Source organism: Pedobacter frigoris (assembly GCF_032678645.1).
Taxonomy (GTDB): Bacteria; Bacteroidota; Bacteroidia; order Sphingobacteriales; family Sphingobacteriaceae; genus Pedobacter; species Pedobacter frigoris_A.
Genome location: NZ_JAVTSP010000007.1, coordinates 146,647 through 168,091 on the forward strand (window position 1 = coordinate 146,647; position 21,445 = coordinate 168,091).

At 37.2% G+C, this 21,445-nt stretch carries 21 protein-coding genes; 17 read left to right on the forward strand and 4 right to left on the reverse strand.

Translation table 11 applies throughout. The features are described from left to right. Positions 1-2 precede the first annotated feature (2 nt). Positions 3-431: a hypothetical protein gene (locus tag R2Q78_RS19330; protein ID WP_316794197.1), complete on the reverse strand. Its 429-nt coding sequence runs from the start codon at positions 429-431 to the stop codon at positions 3-5. Further along, positions 421-1,431 carry a cyclic GMP-AMP synthase DncV-like nucleotidyltransferase gene (locus R2Q78_RS19335; protein ID WP_316794198.1) on the reverse strand — a complete coding sequence of 337 codons (1,011 nt, stop codon included), beginning with the start codon at positions 1,429-1,431 and terminating at the stop codon, positions 421-423. The genes R2Q78_RS19330 and R2Q78_RS19335 overlap by 11 nt, the downstream gene beginning before the upstream one ends. A gap of 423 nt (positions 1,432-1,854) precedes the next feature. Between R2Q78_RS19335 and R2Q78_RS19340 the strand changes: the two genes are divergently transcribed. The 10 genes from R2Q78_RS19340 (at position 1,855) to R2Q78_RS19385 (ending at position 9,737) form a co-directional block, all read left to right on the forward strand. Then, the gene (locus R2Q78_RS19340; RefSeq protein ID WP_316794199.1) at positions 1,855-3,192 is read left to right on the forward strand and encodes an ATP-binding protein; all 1,338 of its coding nucleotides are present in this window, start codon (positions 1,855-1,857) and stop codon (positions 3,190-3,192) included. Next, positions 3,176-3,790 (forward strand): RloB family protein, encoded by a 615-nt coding sequence (locus tag R2Q78_RS19345; protein WP_316794200.1) that lies wholly within the window; start codon positions 3,176-3,178, stop codon positions 3,788-3,790. The genes R2Q78_RS19340 and R2Q78_RS19345 overlap by 17 nt, the downstream gene beginning before the upstream one ends. 32 nt (positions 3,791-3,822) lie before the next feature. Next, positions 3,823-3,978, forward strand: a complete 156-nt coding sequence (locus R2Q78_RS19350) for a hypothetical protein (RefSeq protein WP_316794201.1) — start codon at positions 3,823-3,825, stop codon at positions 3,976-3,978. A 23-nt stretch (positions 3,979-4,001) separates the two neighbouring features. Then, positions 4,002-4,403, forward strand: a complete 402-nt coding sequence (locus R2Q78_RS19355) for a hypothetical protein (protein ID WP_316794202.1) — start codon at positions 4,002-4,004, stop codon at positions 4,401-4,403. Between the two features lie 2 nt (positions 4,404-4,405). After that, positions 4,406-5,332, forward strand: a complete 927-nt coding sequence (locus tag R2Q78_RS19360) for an IS3 family transposase (protein WP_316794203.1) — start codon at positions 4,406-4,408, stop codon at positions 5,330-5,332. 172 nt (positions 5,333-5,504) lie between these two features. Continuing rightward, the gene (locus tag R2Q78_RS19365; protein WP_316794204.1) at positions 5,505-5,882 is read left to right on the forward strand and encodes a transposase; all 378 of its coding nucleotides are present in this window, start codon (positions 5,505-5,507) and stop codon (positions 5,880-5,882) included. Between the two features lie 2 nt (positions 5,883-5,884). Then, positions 5,885-6,790, forward strand: a complete 906-nt coding sequence (locus tag R2Q78_RS19370; protein WP_316794280.1) for an IS3 family transposase — start codon at positions 5,885-5,887, stop codon at positions 6,788-6,790. Positions 6,791-7,565: 775 nt separating this feature from the next. Beyond that, positions 7,566-8,438 (forward strand): AraC family transcriptional regulator, encoded by an 873-nt coding sequence (locus R2Q78_RS19375; RefSeq protein WP_316794205.1) that lies wholly within the window; start codon positions 7,566-7,568, stop codon positions 8,436-8,438. A gap of 67 nt (positions 8,439-8,505) precedes the next feature. Then, positions 8,506-9,054, forward strand: coding sequence for a YbhB/YbcL family Raf kinase inhibitor-like protein (locus R2Q78_RS19380; protein WP_316794206.1), 549 nt, complete (start codon positions 8,506-8,508; stop codon positions 9,052-9,054). A 5-nt stretch (positions 9,055-9,059) separates the two neighbouring features. Continuing rightward, positions 9,060-9,737, forward strand: a complete 678-nt coding sequence (locus R2Q78_RS19385) for a class I SAM-dependent methyltransferase (RefSeq protein ID WP_316794207.1) — start codon at positions 9,060-9,062, stop codon at positions 9,735-9,737. Between the two features lie 747 nt (positions 9,738-10,484). Here R2Q78_RS19385 and R2Q78_RS19390 read toward each other — a convergent pair. Continuing rightward, entirely contained in the window at positions 10,485-11,321 is an 837-nt protein-coding gene (locus R2Q78_RS19390; RefSeq protein WP_316794208.1) for an AraC family transcriptional regulator, read from the reverse strand. A 204-nt stretch (positions 11,322-11,525) separates the two neighbouring features. On the opposite strand from R2Q78_RS19390, the gene R2Q78_RS19395 reads away from it, so the two are divergent. From R2Q78_RS19395 to R2Q78_RS19415, 5 genes are all read left to right on the forward strand, one after another. Further along, entirely contained in the window at positions 11,526-12,632 is a 1,107-nt protein-coding gene (locus tag R2Q78_RS19395; RefSeq protein ID WP_316794209.1) for an alkene reductase, read from the forward strand. A gap of 257 nt (positions 12,633-12,889) precedes the next feature. Continuing rightward, positions 12,890-14,446 carry a sensor histidine kinase gene (locus R2Q78_RS19400; protein WP_316794210.1) on the forward strand — a complete coding sequence of 519 codons (1,557 nt, stop codon included), beginning with the start codon at positions 12,890-12,892 and terminating at the stop codon, positions 14,444-14,446. Positions 14,447-14,448: 2 nt separating this feature from the next. Then, positions 14,449-15,159 carry a LytTR family DNA-binding domain-containing protein gene (locus tag R2Q78_RS19405; protein ID WP_316794211.1) on the forward strand — a complete coding sequence of 237 codons (711 nt, stop codon included), beginning with the start codon at positions 14,449-14,451 and terminating at the stop codon, positions 15,157-15,159. Between the two features lie 44 nt (positions 15,160-15,203). After that, positions 15,204-18,002: a TonB-dependent receptor gene (locus R2Q78_RS19410; RefSeq protein ID WP_316794212.1), complete on the forward strand. Its 2,799-nt coding sequence runs from the start codon at positions 15,204-15,206 to the stop codon at positions 18,000-18,002. A 3-nt stretch (positions 18,003-18,005) separates the two neighbouring features. Continuing rightward, entirely contained in the window at positions 18,006-18,767 is a 762-nt protein-coding gene (locus R2Q78_RS19415; RefSeq protein WP_316794213.1) for a GLPGLI family protein, read from the forward strand. 26 nt (positions 18,768-18,793) lie between these two features. Here the strand turns inward: R2Q78_RS19415 and R2Q78_RS19420 are convergent, their stop codons facing one another. Beyond that, the gene (locus tag R2Q78_RS19420; protein WP_316794214.1) at positions 18,794-19,306 is read right to left on the reverse strand and encodes an ASCH domain-containing protein; all 513 of its coding nucleotides are present in this window, start codon (positions 19,304-19,306) and stop codon (positions 18,794-18,796) included. A 339-nt stretch (positions 19,307-19,645) separates the two neighbouring features. On the opposite strand from R2Q78_RS19420, the gene R2Q78_RS19425 reads away from it, so the two are divergent. After that, positions 19,646-20,203: a helix-turn-helix transcriptional regulator gene (locus tag R2Q78_RS19425; RefSeq protein ID WP_316794215.1), complete on the forward strand. Its 558-nt coding sequence runs from the start codon at positions 19,646-19,648 to the stop codon at positions 20,201-20,203. Between the two features lie 60 nt (positions 20,204-20,263). Then, positions 20,264-21,331 (forward strand): hypothetical protein, encoded by a 1,068-nt coding sequence (locus R2Q78_RS19430; protein WP_316794216.1) that lies wholly within the window; start codon positions 20,264-20,266, stop codon positions 21,329-21,331. The last annotated feature ends 114 nt before the right edge of the window (positions 21,332-21,445 follow it).

A 21,445-nucleotide genomic window follows, 5' to 3' on the forward strand; every position in this document is an offset into this window, starting at 1 on the left:
TTTTAAATTCTTTTGTGTGGGACAAAGGGATGCTCCCATTTGCCGCTGATTTGATAACGTTCGTAAAATAGGAACCATTCGTGTGTCCATGGAACAATGGTGTTGAACAAATGGGTTTCAGTTGTCCAGCTAAAGTCCTTTGGATAAAACAAGCAGAATCTGTTGTCTGAGGAATACATGTGGATGTCTTCATCATATTCAATTTCAGGATCAACCGCATATACCCGAGGGTATTGTGATGCGCTGTACTTGATCTTATAATGGTAAATGATGGAATGTTTACTGGGCTGACAGTAGCCTGTGCAGGTCAGGTTATTTCCGGTCACAGAAACTTCTAGAAAAGCATAGTGCTTTAACAGCAAATGCTTTTCTAAAAGAGCTTTCTGGTGGTCATTTATCCTAGCTTTTGGAATTAGGGATTTAGCCGCCATAATTTCTATGGATTACGTGTCCGACTCCTGAGCTTAAGTTAATCTTTCCAGACCTGTCCAAGTGTGCGTTTTGGTTCAGTACAATTGCAGCACTGGCGGCCAAAGCACTGGCACGTTTGTCCACATCTTCGTCTAAACCTAAGTTGAACCTGGTGCCCAGATGTTTGCGCCAGAGTTTAGAAGCTGCCAGTTGGTTGGTCTCATCGACTGCTTTTTGCGCGTCGGCAGCAAATGCATCCAGTTCCGTTTTAAATTTATCTCTTTGCTCATCACTCAGTTTGGAGATCAGGTCGTCATAAGGCTCAACCGGAGCATAGCAGGTTACGCTGAACAGTACTGCTAATTGAATAGCATTCAGTAGGCTTAAAAGACACTTGTCGTCCCTGTCTGCATTTTCAGTGAAGTTTTTAGCTGCCCATACGGAAAGGGCAATGCCACTTGGCATTTTGAAATTGCGTGTGGATGCCCAGGCTTTCAGGTATTTTACCATTCTGATCAGTTGCCCGCCTTCGTCTTTATATCCCTCGAACCAGTTGATCATTTCTTCAGGGTCGTCCTTGATCCATCCGTTTCCTTTAACGGCGATATAGGAATAGGATTCATCTGGTACTTCATAATACACAGGGAAGTCAATGTTGTATGCGCCCTTATAGTAGACACGCACACACTTTTTACGATGCGATGCCCCGCCTGAGGTTTGATCTTTCACTGCATCATAGATGTATTTCTGTACAGTTTCTGCACTAACCTCCGGTTCGGCGGGGAGATAAACTCCCCGGTCTGCATCATAGGTGCCGTTTTCCTTGATGATGATTGTTTTCATGCGCTTGGCACCGGAACCCTGAGTGAAAAAGGATACAGTTACGTTTAGTTTTTCTTTGATCTTGTCTGTGATCTTCTTTTCAAGGGATTCCCTTGAGGTCTTCATTTTTTGCATCTCCACCAGTGATGGGGTGATGACTTTGCTATAGTCTAAAAATAATTTATTACAGTTTGCCATGGTTTATGGTTGATGTCTGCAAGTCCAGATTATAAAAAGGTTCTGAATAATACCTGACACAAGCCATTTTGTAAATATTATTTTTACATTTGGCAAATCCAGTCCAAATAAACCATGGGGGCTAAGCCCTGGTTATGCGCCTCCTCAAGCTCAAAATATTGGAACCGGTAAAGGAGATTGTGTGTCACTGTCTCCTTTTTTCGTTTCTTAGCATGTCTTTATTTAAATGTCCCTTTGGTCTCAATACCGGTTTGCTCATATGGCAGATTCCGTCTATAGTAATAAACCAGTTACAAATGTATGAAAATTAAAAGTTATAACGAAATTTTCGTTGTATAATTTGATTTTATTGATTTATTTGTATTATATTTAAACAATACTGCGTTATAGTCGTTATATTTGCATCATTAAAACTATACTAATATGTTGATTAAGTTTACGGCAGAGAACTTTCTTTCTTTTTATGAAGAGACGGAGTTCAATATGCTTACCGGAGAGGTAAGGCGCCTGCCTGACCATGTTTACAGTTTGCCTAAAGTAGACATCCTGAAATCTGCAGTGATCTATGGCGCTAACGGCGCGGGTAAATCCAACTTGATTATTGCAATAGACGCTTTAAGGACGGTTGTTACCGAGGGTTGCCTTGATTTTTTAACTTCAGAGACCTGCTTCCGGATGAAGGATACTTTATCTAAACCGAGTAAGCTGGAAATAGAATTCATTGTTGATGAAGTTGGCTACGCCTATGGATTGTGTTTTTTTGAGAACAGGATCACAGAAGAGTGGCTTTATGTGCTGAACTATGGCAAAAAAAATGATGAACTGGTTTTTGAACGTGCATTGGTCAAGGGAAAGGAAAGCATTAAAATGTCCCCTAAATATTCAAAAAATCAAAAGGACAGGTTGCTGATCCAGGTTTATGAAGAGGATTTGCTGGAAGAGGATGTACCTTTTCTGTTTATGGTTAAGGATAAAAAATTCACTGAGATCAGTAATGCTTTTAAATGGTTCAACCAAGGCATGCAGATCGTTTTTCCAAGGATGCAGTACTCCGGTTTGGTGTACAGTTTTATCAATGACAAGAAGTTTAAGGCATTTACCAATCACATGATAGCCCAGTTGTCCACTGGTATTCAAGAGATTGATATTCTGAGTATTGATTTTGATCAGTTTTTTGGTGAGGATAATTTATCTGAAAAGGAAAGGGTGCTGAAAATTATTCGCAGCGGTGAGCAGGAGCGTGTTGGTGACAGCAGGGAGGCAATCGCTTTGATGGAAGATGGGAAGCCCGTGGTCAAAAAGGCCGTCTCTTACCATAATAACGATAAAGGGGAAAAAGTACGTTTTGAACTCTCAGAGGAGTCGGATGGTACCAGGAGGCTAATCGATTTTATTCCGCTCCTTTATATGCTGGATTATTATCCCGTAACGATTATTATCGATGAGATCGATCAGAGTCTTCATCCGGCGTTGTTGAAAGAGTTTGTTTCTTTCGTGCAAAATAATAAAGCTAAAAAAGGTCAACTGATCATTACAACTCATGAATCCAATCTGCTTGACCTTGATCTGTTCCGTCAGGATGAGATTTGGTTTGCAGAAAAGAATGAAATGGGAGCCAGTCATTTTTACCCGCTGAGTGATTATAATGTCAGACCGGATCTGGACATCCGTAAGGGGTATCTTTCCGGTAGATTTGGGGCGATCCCTTTTCTGGCAAGTCTCAAAGATCTAAACTGGGAGGAGCATGTCCAGGAGCACTAATAGAAATTATAAGAAAGGGAAGCCCCATCGTGACTTCCGAAAGTTTATTGTAGTTGCTGAAGGTGAGCGTGAGGATGAGTATTTTGGCTTCTTTAATAGTGTCAATCAGCGGGTGAGTGTGGAAATTGTTGAGCGGGAAGAAGGAGCATCTGCTGTAAAACATTTACTCGACCGTTTAACCACCTATAATTATAAAAATGGGATAGAGCCGGAGGATTTTGTTTGGTTCGTACTTGATGTAGACCGCTGGCCAAGGGAACATATTGATGAACTTAACGAGAACTGTGAGCGGGAAGAGAATTGGTTTCTGTCGATCAGTAATCAGTGCTTTGAGGTTTGGCTCTTTTACCATCTTGTGCCAGAAATCCCGGCTGAGCACAACACGGCGAAAAAGCTGAAACGGGCCCTTAACGATAAGACACCTGGTGGATATAACCGCGATAAATTTGCTATATTGATTCGTGAAGCTGCCGATAACGCTTCAGCTGCTGACCATCATCCAGACCATTATTTTCCTGAGAAAGGGGTTTCAAAGGTTTATACCCTTGCCTACCGCCTGCTGGACTTCCTTGGGAATAACTGGAAAGATGATTTATAAAATGCTTTTGATCATTTTGGTTTAAAGTGGGTATGAAGGGATACTTTGGAAAGGATGTAACATGCATCTATCTGGATCAGTTTGCAGCCAGTAATTTATTCGACAACCCCTCAAATGAGCTTTGGAGTGGAGGTTTCGGCAATAGTAGCCAGGTAATTTTGAAACCTGCTTGTCTCGTCCTGCTATAGCTTGTCATTAATGCATGTCAAAAATGAAAGCAAAATCAGTAAAGAAAGTAAAAGTCACCCTTTCAAACAGGAAGCCATGGGGCCGGCTTGATGAGAGTACTAAGGGAAAAATTGTTAGTGAAATAGGCAGTGGACTTCTAAGCCGACGAGCTGCGGCCAGACAATATGGTTTGCCCCATAGTACCATAGGCAAGTGGCAGGATAAACATAATTTAGCTATATTGTTGAATCCACAAACTTTTAATGAGCCTATAGCTATGAGTGAATCTCAAGAGGCAAAATTACTTAAGAAAAAGATCGACGAGTTGAATAAGGCCCTGGCAGATGCTCAATTAAAGAACATTGCTTTGGAAACTATGATTGAAGTTGCAGAGAGCGAATTGAAGATCAAAATCAGAAAAAAGCGTGGTACCAAACAGTCTTAAGAATGAGGCAAAAACTGCCAGGGAAATCTCTGGCGGAACTTTGTGCATTGTTTGGTGTAAGCCGTCAGGCATATTACCTGGCACATCATAACGCAAAAAGAACGAATATCTCTCACATGGTTATATTGGCATTGGTGGCTGAATTCAGAGCTGCTGTTCCTATGCTTGGAACCAGGAAGTTGCTTCACATGCTCGGCCCGGAGTTAAAGAAGCACGACATAAAAATGGGGAGAGATCAGCTTTTCGAATTATTGCGGTTTCACGGATTACTTATGCGAAGAAGGAAGCGGTATGTAAAAACGACCAACTCGCATCACTGGTTAAAGAGGTATCCTAACTTAATAAAAAACATGTTACTGACAGCGCCAGAACAGTTATGGGTAAGCGACATCACCTATATTCGGACGTTGGACGGCTTTAGTTACCTCAGCCTGATCACTGATGCCTACTCCAGGAAAATTGTTGGTTACGCCCTTCATCCTAACCTGGAGGCCGCCGGTTGTATTGCTGCACTATATATGGCTATTGAAAGCAGGAAACGGGAACATCCTTTTATACTTGTGCACCATTCTGATCGGGGCATTCAGTACTGTTCCCAAAACTACGTTTCCATATTAAACGCGGATAGAATCGCAATAAGCATGACTCAGACCAGAAGCCCTTATGAAAATGCGCTGGCAGAGCGCATTAATGGAATTATCAAGAATGAGTTCTCGCCGGAACTCATCTATAAAAACCACAAAGAAGCAAAAGATAATATTATTCTGATTATAAGAAATTATAATAGCAAAAGACCCCATGCAAGTTTGGATTACCTCACCCCAGACCAGGCTCATGGGATCTCAGGACAGCTTAACAAACGATGGAAGCAATATCCATACGTGAAAAACGAAAGGCAAAAGGAGGGTCTGGCAAAGGAAAAAACCTGAACAAATAATCAAGAAAAATAAAGCAATTGAAATTGGATTAACGTAAATTGTACCTTGTAAAGTAGAAACAGGATTATCAAAAAAATTGATGTCAAGTTATACTCGGATTATCAACCAAAAATGTCTTCTACTAACATAGGTTTACAGTTTTTGGGATTAATTTATTTCAAAAATGAATGAACATATTCTAAATTTACTAACACAAAGACAGTACAGTGAAGAAGTCAAAGATGAGGCAATACTGCGGGTTTTGTTCAATGGAGAAAGTGCCATCGATGTTGCCGAAGCTATGGAAATCCACAACGTACAAACAATCAATCTTTGGGTAAATGCATATCGTAGAAAAATACAGGAGGGATTAATAACGTTAGCTCCGATGACCGAAAAACAGAAACAAGATCTACACGCCCTGCAGCAGCGCAATAAAGAACTGGAGCGTGCAGTTAAAGAAGCGAACCTGATGATTCTTGCGCTAAACAGTTTGATCGATGTTGCTGAACAGGACTTGAAAATACCGATCAGAAAAAAGCGTGGTACCAAACGGTCTTAAAGCTGCGAGATAACCGCATTGCAAATGTTGGCGTCGGCCCTCTTTGCAAACTGTTTGGTAAAAGCCGTCAAGCCTATTATCAAAAGTACTACCATACCGAAGAAGTAAACACACAGAACATGTTAGTTCTGGATCTTGTCGCTGCTTTCCGTCGCGAGATACCAGGTCTGGGAACGAACAAGCTTTATCGCCTAATACGGCCCAGTCTGCATTTAAGTGAAATTAAAATGGGCAGAGATAAACTGCATAGTTTATTACAAGCTCATAACCTGATTATAAGGGCAAGTCGAAGAGCTCCTAAGACGACTAATTCTAATCATTGGATGAAAAAATATCCAAATCTGATCAAGGATTTGCAGATCGTGACAACAGAACAAGTTTGGGTATGTGATCTAACATACATTTGTGTAGGTAATGACTTTAATTACTTATCACTAATAACAGACGCACATTCTAGAATGATCGTTGGCTATTGCCTACATCCGTTTCTTAATACAGAAGGCTGTATTACAGCATTGGAAATGGCTATTGCTTCCAGGACTAAGGAAGGAGCAGCTAACTCACTAATCCACCATTCTGATCGTGGCTCTCAATACTGCAGCTTTCAATATGTTAGCAAATTGCGAGAGTCCGGTGTCAATATCAGTATGACGGACAATGGGGATCCCTATGAAAATGCTATGGCAGAAAGGATTAATGGAATCTTGAAAGTTGATTTTAAGCTTAATCGCTTGTTCAAGTCTCATGCTGAAGCTCTATTAGCAACCAAGAGTGCAATAGCCAACTATAATTTATTAAGGCCTCATATGAGCTGCGATTATCTTACTCCACAAGCTGCTCACTTACTTGACCAACCCATGCGTATGCATTGGAAAAAGAAGCAAGGTCGTCAATCGGTAAGCACTTAAAATCATTTCAGATTATGTCGAATAATAAATCTCCACCTGTCAACCTTAGGCCGTATAATTTTTCAGACTAGTCGAAGATTTTTTATATTTGTCAACTCATATCAGGGTTACAATTGTTAAGTTTTTACCAACCTCAAAAACTGTAAACATTTTTCAGTATCGGACAAAACGACAAGTAAATTCAGGACTGGACAGCTTGTCCACTCATTTCGCTTCAAAGTGTTCAATAAATAATCTTCAAACTATCCACTTGACTGATTTTAAGCGCATTAGGTGGATTTCTGTTAGGATCTGAACTCTTGGGTGGTAATTCTGATTTTAAGAGCGTAGTGAAGCGCTAATGGTCAGAATTTTTGACTGAGAAAGGTTTTGTGTAGAGCGAGTGAGATGAGGGGCTGAGAATGTTACTTTATACCGATTGATCTGCCTGGATACGGAGCATATCCCATCCAAAAACTACGGCTGCTGTCTGGAAAAATTAAAGTGGACACTTTGGTCTGAAAAGGACTGAACACTATTGCCGGAATCTCCAGTTATTAGAAGTAAGAAGAGATAGTGATCAAATATTGGAATGTTAGATCCATGATGTAGGAGTTGAATGTATATTTCACCAAAAGTGAGGAAGAACCACTTTCGCTGAAATATACAACTGCTCAATACTTCTAACTCGATACATCTAATTCAATTATCTAGTGAACAACATTACGACCAGGTTTTTTAATATAAACGCATATTTGCAATTCATTTTATCTTTGTTGAATTATAAATAAATGTAATGATGGTAAATAACCAGGTACCAGAAATTTTAACAAGTCACCAGCAGTTGACAACAAAGGATGTTTCTTTTGTGTATTATAATGAATTTACACCCGTTGGAAGAAACCTGATAACCTTTAGTAAATGCGCTATAAGTTTTATCCTAAGTGGGCAAAAAGAACTATATCGTGGGGCTGAATGTACTTTTGTGGGTGAGAGGGAAGCAGTATTAATCCCAAATGGAAATGCAATTATAGCCGAAAGAAAACTAAACGCAGAAAAATATAGCAGTTTAGTTGTATTCTTTCCTGCACAACTGGCACAAGCGTTTATAGAAAAATACCTGATCAACAATCTAGGTCATCAACACCTGGACAAAGCAGCCGAACAAAATGTATTTTTTAAGTTTCAGCAAACATCCTATATTACAGAATATCTCAATGGGTTAATTCAATTGATTAAAAAGGAAGTGTCTGTACCTTTAGCTTTGTTATTACATAAATTAGAAGAACTTTTTCTCGTTCTAATGGAAAGCTTTCCTGCACAATTTTACCAGATATTTATGCCAGCGGTATCAGGCAATGCTAACAGACTGAGAGAAATAGTGGAGGCCAATATCATAAAAAATCTGACCCTGACTGAGTTGGCATTTCTCGCCAATTGTAGTCTTGCTACGTTTAAACGTGATTTTGAAAAAGAGTATCATGTTTCACCTGGGAAGTATATTAGGGAAAGAAAGCTGGATGCTGCACAACATCAATTGAAAGGAGGGGCTTCTGTTAATGAGATCTACCTTCAATTGGGATACGATAATGTGTCAAATTTTGCAGCGGCTTTTAAAAAGAAGTTCGGTTTATCTCCCACCGTTTATCAGTCCAAAATTAGAAGTTGAACTAAAAACACTATGCTTTGAACTGAATTCACTATAGTATATCCTTATCATGACAGATTTTTGTACTATGATAAACAAAAAAATTATAACAACAATATGCCTGATCTTAGGCTCTTACCAAGTCTTTTCGCAAAACTTCACGCTTAGAAGTAAGGATCTGGCTGGTCAATTCACAGGAAAATTCATGGCCAGTACGTTTGGTTGCAAAGGGGAGAATATCTCTCCTGAATTAACCTGGAGCTACGCACCTTCAGAAACAAAGAGTTTTGCGGTAACAATGTACGACCTTGATGCCCCAACAGGTAGTGGTTGGTGGCATTGGGTTGTTTTTGATATTCCAGCCAATGTAGGTGAGTTAAAACAAGGTGCAGGGAATTTGGAAAAGCAATTGACGCCTAAAGAGGCAATACAAAGTTTAACCGATTTTGGGACTGTTGGCTATGGAGGACCTTGTCCGCCTGAAAATGATAAACCTCATTCCTATATGATCACTGTGTATGCCTTAAATAAAGCAAATTTGGGTTTGGATAAAAATGCTAGCCCAGCATTAGTCGGATTTATGGCCAATCAAAATATATTGGCAAAAGCATCAATAATCGTTTACAGCAAAAGATAATTAGTATGGACAATATTAAGGAACAATTCAACAGTATATCTAAACAATATGACGAGCAGAGAAAATACCTCATTCCCTGTTTCTATGATTTTTACACCAGCTGCTTACCCATCATTGATACATTATCTACAGCAAAAAATGTTTTGGATATCGGGGCCGGAACTGGCCTCTTCTCACAGTTTATCTATCAGCAAAGAAATGATCTGCATTTTACCTTAACTGATATTTCCACCGAAATGCTGTCTGTTGCCAAAAGGCGCTTTAATGGATTGAATAATTTTGAGTTCCTGGAATATGATTTTTCAATCGGGCAGATTTCTAAAAAGTATGATCTCATTATTTCAGCATTGGCTATTCACCATTTGGAAGATGAACAGAAAGCAGCACTTTATCAATCTGTTTTTAACGCACTTAATACTGATGGGGTATTCATCAATGCGGATCAGGTTGAAGGACGTACACCTTGGTATGACACCTATTATAAATCAAACTGGAAAGAGACCGTGCTGAATTCGGGTCTTGATCAGCAGGCTATAGACAGGGCTTTTGAACGGATCAAACTGGATAAATTTGCCAGACTTGAAACACAACTGCAAATGCTTGAAAACGCAGGATTCTCACAAATAGACTGTATTTATAAGTACAATAATTTTGTGGTTATGTCTGCGATGAAAACAGCATAACTATAGTCATTTTTTTAGTAGAAATCGCATCAGTAAATCCATTCCGTTAAGATCATTTCTTGTGAAATACAGTGATATTTAATGTATTTAAATTTGCGTTTTTTTGCTACACTTTTTGCAAAATCCTATTCAAAAACGCATAAATAAAAAGCTAAAACAAATATAAAATAGTTCTATGAAGCAGTTTTTTGAACATGTTCAAATCAGATTGAGTTGCGTATATTTGAGAGTTAGATTGCTAAATAATGTTTTCCATATCTGCCAACTTTTTTGTTCTAAGTTAGTCTTCTCAAGGTCAAACCAATCTTGAGAAGACTTAAATAATGTCAATTCTTAAATGAATTTCTTTCTTTCCAAATCCTCAATTATAGGCTCTATAAGTAATAAAAAGCGATTTAAATGTTCAAAGTATTCCTGCTGATCGGTACAGCCGGGCTTTGAACATTTCAAAGTCTGGCTTTTTTATGAAAAATCGCTGTTCTAAGCTATTCTAGGCTTGTTCAAGGTATTCCTGCTAATGGTTCAGTCTGGTAAGGGGGGAATAGCAGATTAGTTTAGAACTATTTGTGATTCATCTTTTATTTTAGCACCTCTTCGATTGTTTTCTTCAAATTTAGGTATGACTAATTATATTGGCGAGTTAGAGGCATATTAACTGCACCGTGACAGCCAAAATACTTATCCTGCTAATTTTTATATTTTTTTCCGCAAATAGCTTAGTAGTAATCTAGTATGCCTGTATCAGCCCTAAAAAGCTGATGGGTTTTTTCCCAGATACTTCTTAAATGTTTTGTTAAAATGGCTGGCATCTGTAAAGCCTAATCTTTCAGCGATTTCATTGATGTTAAGTCGCTTCTGTTTGAGTAATTTCTCTGCGGTTTTTAGCTTAAAATGGATAATCTGCTGTTGCAAAGAAAGACCGGTATGTTTTTTTACATAGATACTGATATAATTTGGTGACATTAAAAAATGAGCAGCAATATATGGTATCAATGATTTTTCCTGATCAAACGCATGTATTCTGGCATAGGCCAATATGTTGTTCAGCTTTTCTGTCTCTTTATCTATTCCCCCCAAGTCGATGGGTCTGTTGGTGTTTAAGTTTCTGGTAATCAGCACCATCAATGAACCAAACAATTCTAAAACAGCTTCACTTTTGAACGGTAATTTATTTTGAAATTCATATAGGAGTACTTTTAATATGGCGAAAACATGGGCGTTATCTTGTGGATCGCATATTATATTTCCCTGATTTATCTGGTTAGATGCCAATATATTTTTTAACGCTTCTTCCCATTGCGATCTCTTTTTTGTACTTAGTTTTTCAAGAAACACCTGTTCTGTAAATTTTACATAGGTAAAGACAGTCTTTTCTTCAATAACAAATTCATGGGCGTCATCAGGTGTCAGTAGAAAGACGTCTCCTTTTTTATAGGTATAATCCATTTCATTTAATAAATGGCTTCCTGCGCCCTCTTCTATAAATATGAGCTCATAAAAATTATGTTTATGTAATTCATATTCCCACTTTACTAATTCGAGAGAAAAAACATTGATGCTGTGAAAATTATTGAAACGCTTCATTGAAATAGGTTTGTACAAAATTACAATGAATTTTTACAATAAATGATTTTTTAAAAGGGCATACTTTTGTATAAATAAGAAAGGAAAAATAATTCTGAGGCGAAATACAATAATTAACTAATAAAATTTTACAGATCAAACATGTAGTTTTACTATTAGAATAGTTCTTCGCATTTGATTTTGTATCATAAAAAAAGTAAATCTATGTCATATACTAAATTATACCAACCTTATTCATTTAAGGGAATAGAACTAAAGAACCGTTTTTTAATGGCGCCAATGACCCGTAGCCGTGCTTCGCAGCCTGGTGATGTGCCCAATGCGCTGATGGCAGAATATTATGCACAAAGGGCATCTGCAGGTTTAATCATTACCGAAGCCACACAGGTTTCCCTACAGGGAATGGGCTATGCAAAAACACCTGGTATATACAGTCAGGCACAAATAGATGGATGGAAACTCACTACTGATGCTGTACACCAAGCTGGAAGTAAAATATTTTTACAATTATGGCATGTTGGGAGGGTAAGCAGTAGTAAAGTGAATGGAATGCAGCCAGTCGGTCCGTCAGCAATAATTGCTGAAAATACAAGTGTTTATATCTTTGATGGAGCGCCAAATGGTGACGCTACTTTTGTTCCGGTAGAATCGCCCAGGGCACTGGATATACAGGAGATAGGAACTGTAGTTTCCGAATTTGCGAATGGGGCAAAAAATGCCATAGAAGCGGGCTTCGATGGAGTAGAGATTCATGGTGCCAATGGTTATTTGATAGATCAGTTTTTGCGCAGTAACAGCAATAAAAGAACTGATGAATATGGAGGCACAAAAGAGAATAGGATTAGACTTTTAATTGAGATTACCAAAGCTGTAATCGAAGCTGTGGGCAAAGAAAAAACCGGAGTTCGCCTTTCACCTTTTATTAGTTTTAAAGATATGGATGACCCGGAAATTCTAGAAACCATTATGTTGGCAGCGACAGAATTAAACAAATTGGATATTGCCTACATACATCTTTGTGAGGCTGATTGGGCAGATGCTCCAATAATTCCCCTGGATTTTAGAAAGGAGCTAAGAAGTAAGTTTGGTAATACGATTATCGCAACCGGTAATAAAACCCCAGAAGAGGGAGAAGAGTTGCTAGAGGAAAACCTAGTAGATTTAATCGGATTTGGCAGAAAGTTTTTAACCAATCCAGATTATCCTGCGAGGGTAAAAGTGAATGCACCTCTAAATGAAATTTCAGACAATCATACTTTATTTGGCGGTGGTGATGCAAGAGGTTATACAGATTATTCTTTTCTAGTATAGGATTCTTAATAATCCATATAAGTATTTCTCATATATGCCATCTTCTGTCTTAAATGCGCATGAAACGGAGTTCAAATTATTTTTGCTGAATCATTGTATTATATAGGCAATTATAGATTTTTTCTGCCTCCAAGCAAAAAAAGTTGGAATTCTTATCTACATGAATTTTTATCTTTCCATCCCTTAAATCCATCATTGGTCACATTTTTATAAAACCTAAATTCCAACCTTGTATCATTGTATCAAATACAGAGACAATGAAAGTTGAAATAAGAAAGTACGAACAACTGCTCATTACCTTTTTGGGTTTGATGGCAATCATTGGTTATATTTTACAGCATTTAAATTTGGCCCCAGTTTATACCGCCGGTTTTGACCAGTATAATATTGCCCATCCCAACCTTCAGTTTAAATATAGTGCTAATCTTTTGTTACCAAGGGTCGGAGTAGTGGTTTTACTGATGGTTGTTTATTTTTGGATCAATCTTTTTACTATCCCGCAATTACGGCTAGCCAATTACAGGTCGTTCTTAATTTATCCGTGGGTTTTATTTCAGCTATTGCTGCTAAGTTTCCTAATCGCCATTGGAGTGAACTTTGCAACCTATTATGCGCATCCAGCCTGGAATAATTATGGAGAATTTCGTTTGTTTGCTTTATTTGGATATAATGAGACTCCCTTAACAGATTTATGGGCGGGATTTGATAGGGCATTGATTTTATTACTTGTTTATGGCGTTTTTGTTTGTATTCGAGAATTCATTATATACCGCATCAAAAACTCCGGCTCAAAGAGTACTTACAGAATTTTGATTGTCAATCAAATGAGTGCTTTTTTATGTATTTTTTTACTGCTGCCTAACCTTACCTCCACCTTACACATCATTAACGATGATGGTATATATCGTGCTTATTTTGTTTTTATACCTTCTGTTGTATTTGTTTATTTCAGTAATACGTACTGGCTGTTCCCAAGCTTTGCAAATACATCGGGCAATACCTTTCAATTGATCTGGCGGCTTGCAATTTCTACGTTTTTCTATTCAATTCCCATTATCTTGTTTCCAAACAGAGGAGGTGCAACACCAAACATGCTGCTAATTAACTGGATAATTCAACTTGTGGTTGTCACACCGGTTACCTGGATGTTTTATCAGCAACGCAAGGATAAAATAAGAGAATTAAGAGGAGCAGAAATTGCATTGTCCAAAACGACAGCTGATTTGAAGTTTTTACGTTCACAAATCAATCCTCACTTTTTGTTTAATATTCTTAACACCATATACGCCATGGCCCTGATAGATGGTTCCAAAAGAACAGCCAACGCCATACAAAAGCTCGGCGATATGATGAGATTTATGCTGGATGATAATCATCTGGACTTTATTCCTTTGAACAACGAAGTCAGCTATCTTCAAAATTATATAGCCCTGCAAAAATTGCGCATTCAGGATTCGGACGATATTGTGATTAGCGAAAAAATTACTGTTGACAATTGCACCTACGAAATAATTCCGATGTTATTGATACCTTTTGTGGAAAATGCTTTCAAGCATGGGATTGACATCAATCAAAAGTCATGGATAAGCATCGCATTGACATGTGATCAAAAAGGCATTTGGTTTAACGTTAGGAACAGTTTGCATAAAGTGGATATCAATGATCCTGAGCGAAAACATTCCGGTATCGGCCTTCAAAATGTTAAAGAAAGGCTGACGATGTTTTACGAGGGCAGGCACCGGTTAACTTGTGAAACAACTGATAAAGAGTTTATTGTGGATTTGATTATTAAACCGGAAACCTTTAAGATATGAATATGTTACGAGCTATAGCCATCGACGACGAACCATTTGCATTGGAGGTGGTAAAAAACTTACTGGAAGAAATTCCTTTTATAGAACTTGCAGCTTGTTTCACTAAAGCTGTTGCAACCATTAGTTTCCTGCAGGAAAATGATATTCAACTTGTTTTTTTAGACATTAAAATGCCTGGGCTATCGGGTATAGATTTTATCAGATCGTTGCCAAAACCGCCAATGGTAATCTTTACAACTGCCTACAGTGAACATGCCGTTCAAAGCTTTGAGCTGGATGCTATTGATTACCTGTTAAAACCATTTTCATTCTCGCGCCTTTTAAAAGCATGTAATAAGGCTTACGAGTTTCAACAAATGAAAGAAAATAATAAGCAGGTAACTTCGGAACCTTTACCTGTTATTTTTATAAAAAGCGGCGTCGAGCAAATCAGAATAGATCTTGCCGATTTGCGTTATGTCGAAAGCATTGGCAACTATGTGAAGTTGTACTTAAACGAAAAGTCACCGGTAATGTCTCGTCTTACTACATCCGAGGCCGAAGCTTTGCTGCCGGTCAATGTCTTCATTAGGGTGCACCGTTCATTTATTGTAGCGAAAGAAAAAATAACTAAGGTGGATAAAAGAAGTGTATGGCTGAATGAGACTGAGATTCCTATCGGCCCATCTTATACAACTGAAATTGAAAAGCTATTAAAATCAACACCCAGATAAAGGCATCAAAGTAATATAAATCACTCATGAACTTTAAAAAATTAATGACAATAATATTGTCAATTGGATTTGCTTTGCCTGTTTTTTGCCAGCAAATAAAGCCTCGCATACTGACTAACGATCATGCGGTAAAAGGTGTAGTAATTGATACCAGCATTAACATAAAACTTAAGGACGCTGCAGTCGTCATCTTAAACAGTAAAGATTCCATTATAAGGCAATTTACAAGAACTCAACCAGACGGGAGTTTTTTGATGGATGGAATGCAAAGCGGCAATTATATACTTTATATCACATACCCTGGTTATGCAGACTACACAGAAAAGTTCGCCTTGGATTCAAATCGGAGTAGCAAAGATTTTAGTATGATTGGTTTGGTGCTGAAAACCAATTTGTTAAAAGAGGTAATTATAAGGGGAACAGCATCGGCAATTCAAATAAAGGGAGATACCACAGAATATAATGCCAAAGCTTATGTATTAAGTCCTAATGCTAAAGTAGAGGACTTGCTGAAAAGGCTACCCGGAATCCAGATAGACAAGGACGGCAAAATTTCTGCCCAGGGTCAACAGATAAATAAGGTGCTGGTTGATGGAGAAGAGTTTTTTGGGGACGATCCTATTTTAGTAATAAAAAACCTACGTGCAGATATGGTAGATAGGGTACAGCTTTTTGATAAGAGAAGTGATCAGGCTATACTAACGGGTATGAACGACGGCAAGACTGATAAGACGCTCAACATTAAATTAATGGAAGATAAAAAAAACGGCTATTTCGGAAAAGCTGATGTGGGAGTTGGAACAGATGATTATTATAGTGGACAGCTGATGTTTAATTCCTTTAAGGCAAAGCAAAGGCTTTCGGTGTATGGCATCACGGGGAATAATGGAAAAACAAGCCTCGATTGGCAGGATAATGCTAAATATGCCACTTCCAATATTGATATTTCTTCGCCAGGAATGATGATTGACCTTGGGGGATATGATGAGCTGGAGTCTCATAGTGGCCGGTATGATGGCAAAGGTTTACCCGTTGCCCGTACAGGTGGAATTCATTATGATAATAAATGGAAAAGCGATACACTAAGTGTTAATGCCAACTATAAGATCGGCGCATCGACTGTAGATGGAATAAACAATATTCAAACTCAAAATAACATTCCAACAGGCCGGCTTAATAGTACCTCTGATCAAACTTCTTATAGTCATGTTTTTCGTCAAAAAATTGATGGAGTTTTCCAGGTCAAACCAGACAGCACGTCCAGCCTCAAAGTTACCTTAAACGGCGGCATCAAAAATACGGAACAAATTAATCACGCTTTAACCAGTACTGAAAACGAAGGAGGTATTCTGTTGAACAATAATTTACTAAACAATTCGTCCAAAACGGATCAATATAACCTTTCGACTGGAGCGCTATTCACTAAAAAATTAAACAAACCAGGCAGAACTTTTTCTTTAAATTTTATTGGGTCAATCAATAAAGTCAATAGCACCGGTTTGCTAAATGCAAAAATCAACCTTTATTCAAACGGTGTTCCTTATAGCACAGACTCGGTTAACCAATTTAAAGCAAACGCCACATCAAATAATGCTGTAAATGCCGTTCTAAATTACTCAGAGTCCTTATCAAAAGCAATGTTAATGACAGTGAGTTATGGCGTGGCCGCTGCAGGTGGCGCATCAAATCAAAGAACATTCAATAAGTCAGCAGATGGAGGCTATCGTTTCTTAGACAGTCTTTACAGCAATAATTTTGAAGTAAAACAATTATCCAATCAATTGGGACTTAACTTCAACCTGGTTAAAAACAAAACTATGCTCGCTTTCGGGAGTAAGGTAAATAGCGTTGATTTCCGACAGCTGGACGTTTATTCAAGAAGCAGACTAAACCGAACCTTTACACTTTGGAGCCCACAAGTCAATTTACAATACAATATCTCGCAGCAATCCTCTTTAAGGTTAAATTATGAAGGTAATTCTGTAGAGCCGACAGTCGCACAGTTACAACCAGTTCTTGTCAATAATGATCCTTTAAATATCACTCAGGGCAATCCTGATTTGAAGCCGTCATTTACTCAACGGGTTTTTGTCGCCTACCAAGCGCATAATCCGCTAACCGGTCAGCTGGTCGGAATATTTGCTGGTTACCAACTTACCGCCAATCCTGTGGTAAGTAGTCTGATGGCTGATTCCTCGGGCAGAACGATTAACAGATATATTAATTTGGATGATCAAAACACGGGTAACTTTAACTTCTCTGTCTTTTTTGATCGCAAAATCAAGCCACTTGACCTAAATGCCGGACTCAACTTAAATATTAATGGGAGTACTTATTACAATCTATCTAATAATGAACTGAACCGGACAAATTATACCACCTATACCTTACAGGCGAGGTTTTCGAAAGCTAAAGCAAACGTTTATGAATTCAACGCCAGTTTGGGTCCTACGTATACTATAAGCGGATCATCCTTACAGCAAAATATTAATAATAACGGGCGCGGGTTCAGCGGAAATGGCGATTTTACACTATACCTCCCCGGCAAATTTCAACTTTCTACAAACGCCAATTATCAACATAGTAGTAAAACAGAAACTTTCAACCAGAATTTTTCGAGAGTAATTGTTAATGCCTCGTTAAATAAACTATTCCTCAAAGAACAAACACTAAAACTTTCCCTTTCAGGTAATGATCTGCTGAACCAGAATACAGGTTTTGACCGGAATTTATCAGGTAATCTAATTACCCAAAGCAATTATACTACAATAAAAAGATATTTTATGATCTCATTATCTTATGATTTTAATAAGGTAGGGGGTCAACAAACACCAAATAAATAAACTATGAGAAAATTAATTCTAACCTTTAGCACGCTGGCGATTGTAACCGTTTCATCGTTCGCCCAAAATGTAAGATTTACTCGTTCAGGATTAATCGAATACCAAAAAAAAGTAAATATGTATGCAATCATACAGCGCAGTATTAACAAAGAAAATGAGGCGCTTCTAAAACCTGCTTTTGAAGCATATAAGGAACAACATCCCCAGTTCAAAGAATTGAAAAGCACTTTGATGTTTTCTGATAATAAAACATTATTTACACCTGTTGATGTGAATACTTCAATCACAAGTTTTTTTAATGATCCTCAAATAGCGATGCAAAATAATATTGTTTATTCTGACCTGAACAATAAACAGCTGATCAGCAAAAGAAAAGTATTTGATGAGACTTATTTACTAAAAGATAGTTTAAAAAATATAAAATGGAAATTTACAGATGAGGTTAGAGATGTAGCAGGTTACCCTTGCCATCGGGCAAATGGCCTCACACTGGATTCCGTTTACATAGTAGCGTTCTATACCGACAAAATTCCTGTTTCCGGTGGGCCGGAATTATTTGGAGGCTTACCGGGTATGATTTTACAGCTGGCCTTGCCTCATGAAAATGTGAGCTGGATTGCGACTAAGGTGGAGGAAGTTGCTTTGCCAGTTAATTCAATTCTGCCCCCAACAAATGGTATTATAATTAATTATAAAGATCTGATCAGAAAACTTAGTAGTGTTTTAAACAATGACTTAAAAAGCTTGAAAGCATTTTTATTGTAGAGATAGTGTTGAATCGCTACATATCTTTAACACTGTGTTAGTGTAGATTTTATAAATTGGCGATTTCGAGGGTAAATGGTTTTAAAATGTTCGCAAATGATAATCATATCTTCTGTGAATTTTTCACCGTAAGGCTCCATTTCTCTTGTATAATATGCCATATGAACTTTTTTCCAATAGGCTAATGATTTGTCCCCCTCACCCTCAATCCTTGCAAACTCTGCCGTTATTTCATGGTAAGGTGTGGGCGTTACTTTAGTGGTTTCAATTATTGCTTTCGCATGTCCGTTCCAATCGGTAATTATGTATTGGTCTCCTTCTTTTGGTAAACTTTCCTTATTCTTCTGAAACCACCAAAGTGAAGTTGCAGTTGCCTGTTTAATTCCTTCAACCACTAATTCAGCACACTCATTTGCATCTTTCTCATTGTCACAGAAATAAAAAGAAACGGGTTCTTTTTTAAACTTATTTTGTGGGTTTTCTTTCAGAAAGTTTTTCCATAGTTGTTCAACCGATGTTTTATTATTGTCTTTTGTCATTTTAATTTTGCAACCTGTCGCTAAAATACAGATTTTTTAAGTCAGCAAGAGCTAGTTCATATTCTAGATTGATTATACTAACACTAATCTGTTTATTCTTATGCTAAGCATACAGACGGTCATTCAATTAATTTCGGTAGGGCTGTCGCGTAAGCTAAATAAAAGAAACTATTGCCCATAATGAGGCAATAGCGATCATAGCTAAGACAAAGAGGGCAAATTTTTGAAAAGTCCATCAAATGTCTTGAAAAGTCCGTCAAATGTCATGATAAGTCAAGGAGATTCCGCAATAGTATTCCTTGATTTTTATAGTTTTACACCATACAAAACTCAATATTTATGAAGTCAACCGGAAAGATTATTTACGAAGTTCGCATGAAAAAGGGACTGTCTCAAGAGGAACTGGCCGAAATGGCCAAGGTGAATTTAAGAACGATACAAAGAATTGAAAATGACCTAACAGAACCCAGGGAAACCACTATAAATTTGATTTTTGGTGTATTGGAGATCGATCAAAATGAATTAAAACCGAGGATAGAAGAAAGTAATTTTGGTGACCTCGTTCCAAAACTGATAGATGTTGTATTTATAATTCTATTAAATGTAACTATTGCAGCTATTATCATATACCTAACAGTCTACGACAATGCAAATATCTATAGTAGAACAGGTAACTTTTTCCTGTGCATTTTAATTCCTTATTTTATCGTTTCACTAACACGTAATTCTACAAGTCCAATGAGGCTTATTAAATTTGGAACCGGATTTATTCTTGCAATCATTTTCGCACTTTTCCAATTAAAGATAGCGGCAGCGGTGTTCAGTGGCCTTATTCCATTCTCACTAATGGCGCTTTCCATTCTTTTCTACGGAAATTCTATACAACTCAGAAGATGAAACTTATAATGCTTAATAACATATTTCCAATAATCTACTTTCACTAATTACGCTCATATTATGATAAAATTCATTCTCACAATATTTCTATTGTCCATGCTGGATTGTAATCACCAATCTATAAAAACACCATTTAAAAACAATATAAAGAAAAAGAAAACCACGATTAAAGGCAAAGTTCATAATTGGCCTACGGATACAGTATACTTTGCTACGTTTACATTTCATTCTCCATATTCCACTGTACAAGGTTTTCAAAAACTAACATCGGATAACACATTTGCATATAGCTTTGATCAAGTAGATAAACCGTTCATTATTTTTCTAACACCAGAGCGAAAATTTCTCGATTTAAGAAACGATGTACTATTTGAAAACTTAACCGATAAGTACTATAGGGGGTATTGCCAAAAATTCTATGATTATCCGATAACTACATACCTAATAGAACCAGGAACTGAAACCAAAGTTGAATTGACAAAAACGAAACGTTATGGTAAAACAGATATTAAATTCTTAAATGCTAATGCGTATAACTCAGAATATTATCAAACTACATTTGTATCCGATCAGGGATTTGATGAAGTATTAGATTCCAGGTTTGATGTAACATTGAAGGATATTAAAAACATCGATAATGCAATTAAAAATTTAAACAATAAACTGAAGGAGCTATTGGCTGAATTAGATAAAGAGCAAAAATATATAAGCCCATTTTTGTATAAATATGCAAAATCAGAAATCGAATTTGGAGCTAGAAAGGAATTTCTTAGATATTTACTATTGGATCACAAGGAGGAAGCATCAAAAATATTTAGCAATAAAATTCCAGAGAAGATAAACCATGTTGTCGAATTTAATAAAGAAAAGGTTGACTACGCTACTATGATAAGTCAGGAATATAATGAGTTTCTTGAATTGTATTTAGCTTTTAAGTTTAGTAAATTAAAAAATGAACTGATTATCTATAAAGAGTTTGATGCAGAAAAATTTGACTTTGCTTTAAAAGAACTTCCACAAGCATCAAAATATTATTATTTAGCTAACAATCTTTTGCATTTAGATTACAACGAAGAAGCTAAGGATCTTATTACCAGACTTATTAGCCTATATCCTAATGGAAAATAAATGATAAATTTAGAAATTTTTAGTGTGACTTTCTATTAGCGTAGAATAGTCTATTAAAAACGGAGAATAATGCATTGTGTAGCATTACTCTGTAATGTAATTTAGTCATATTGT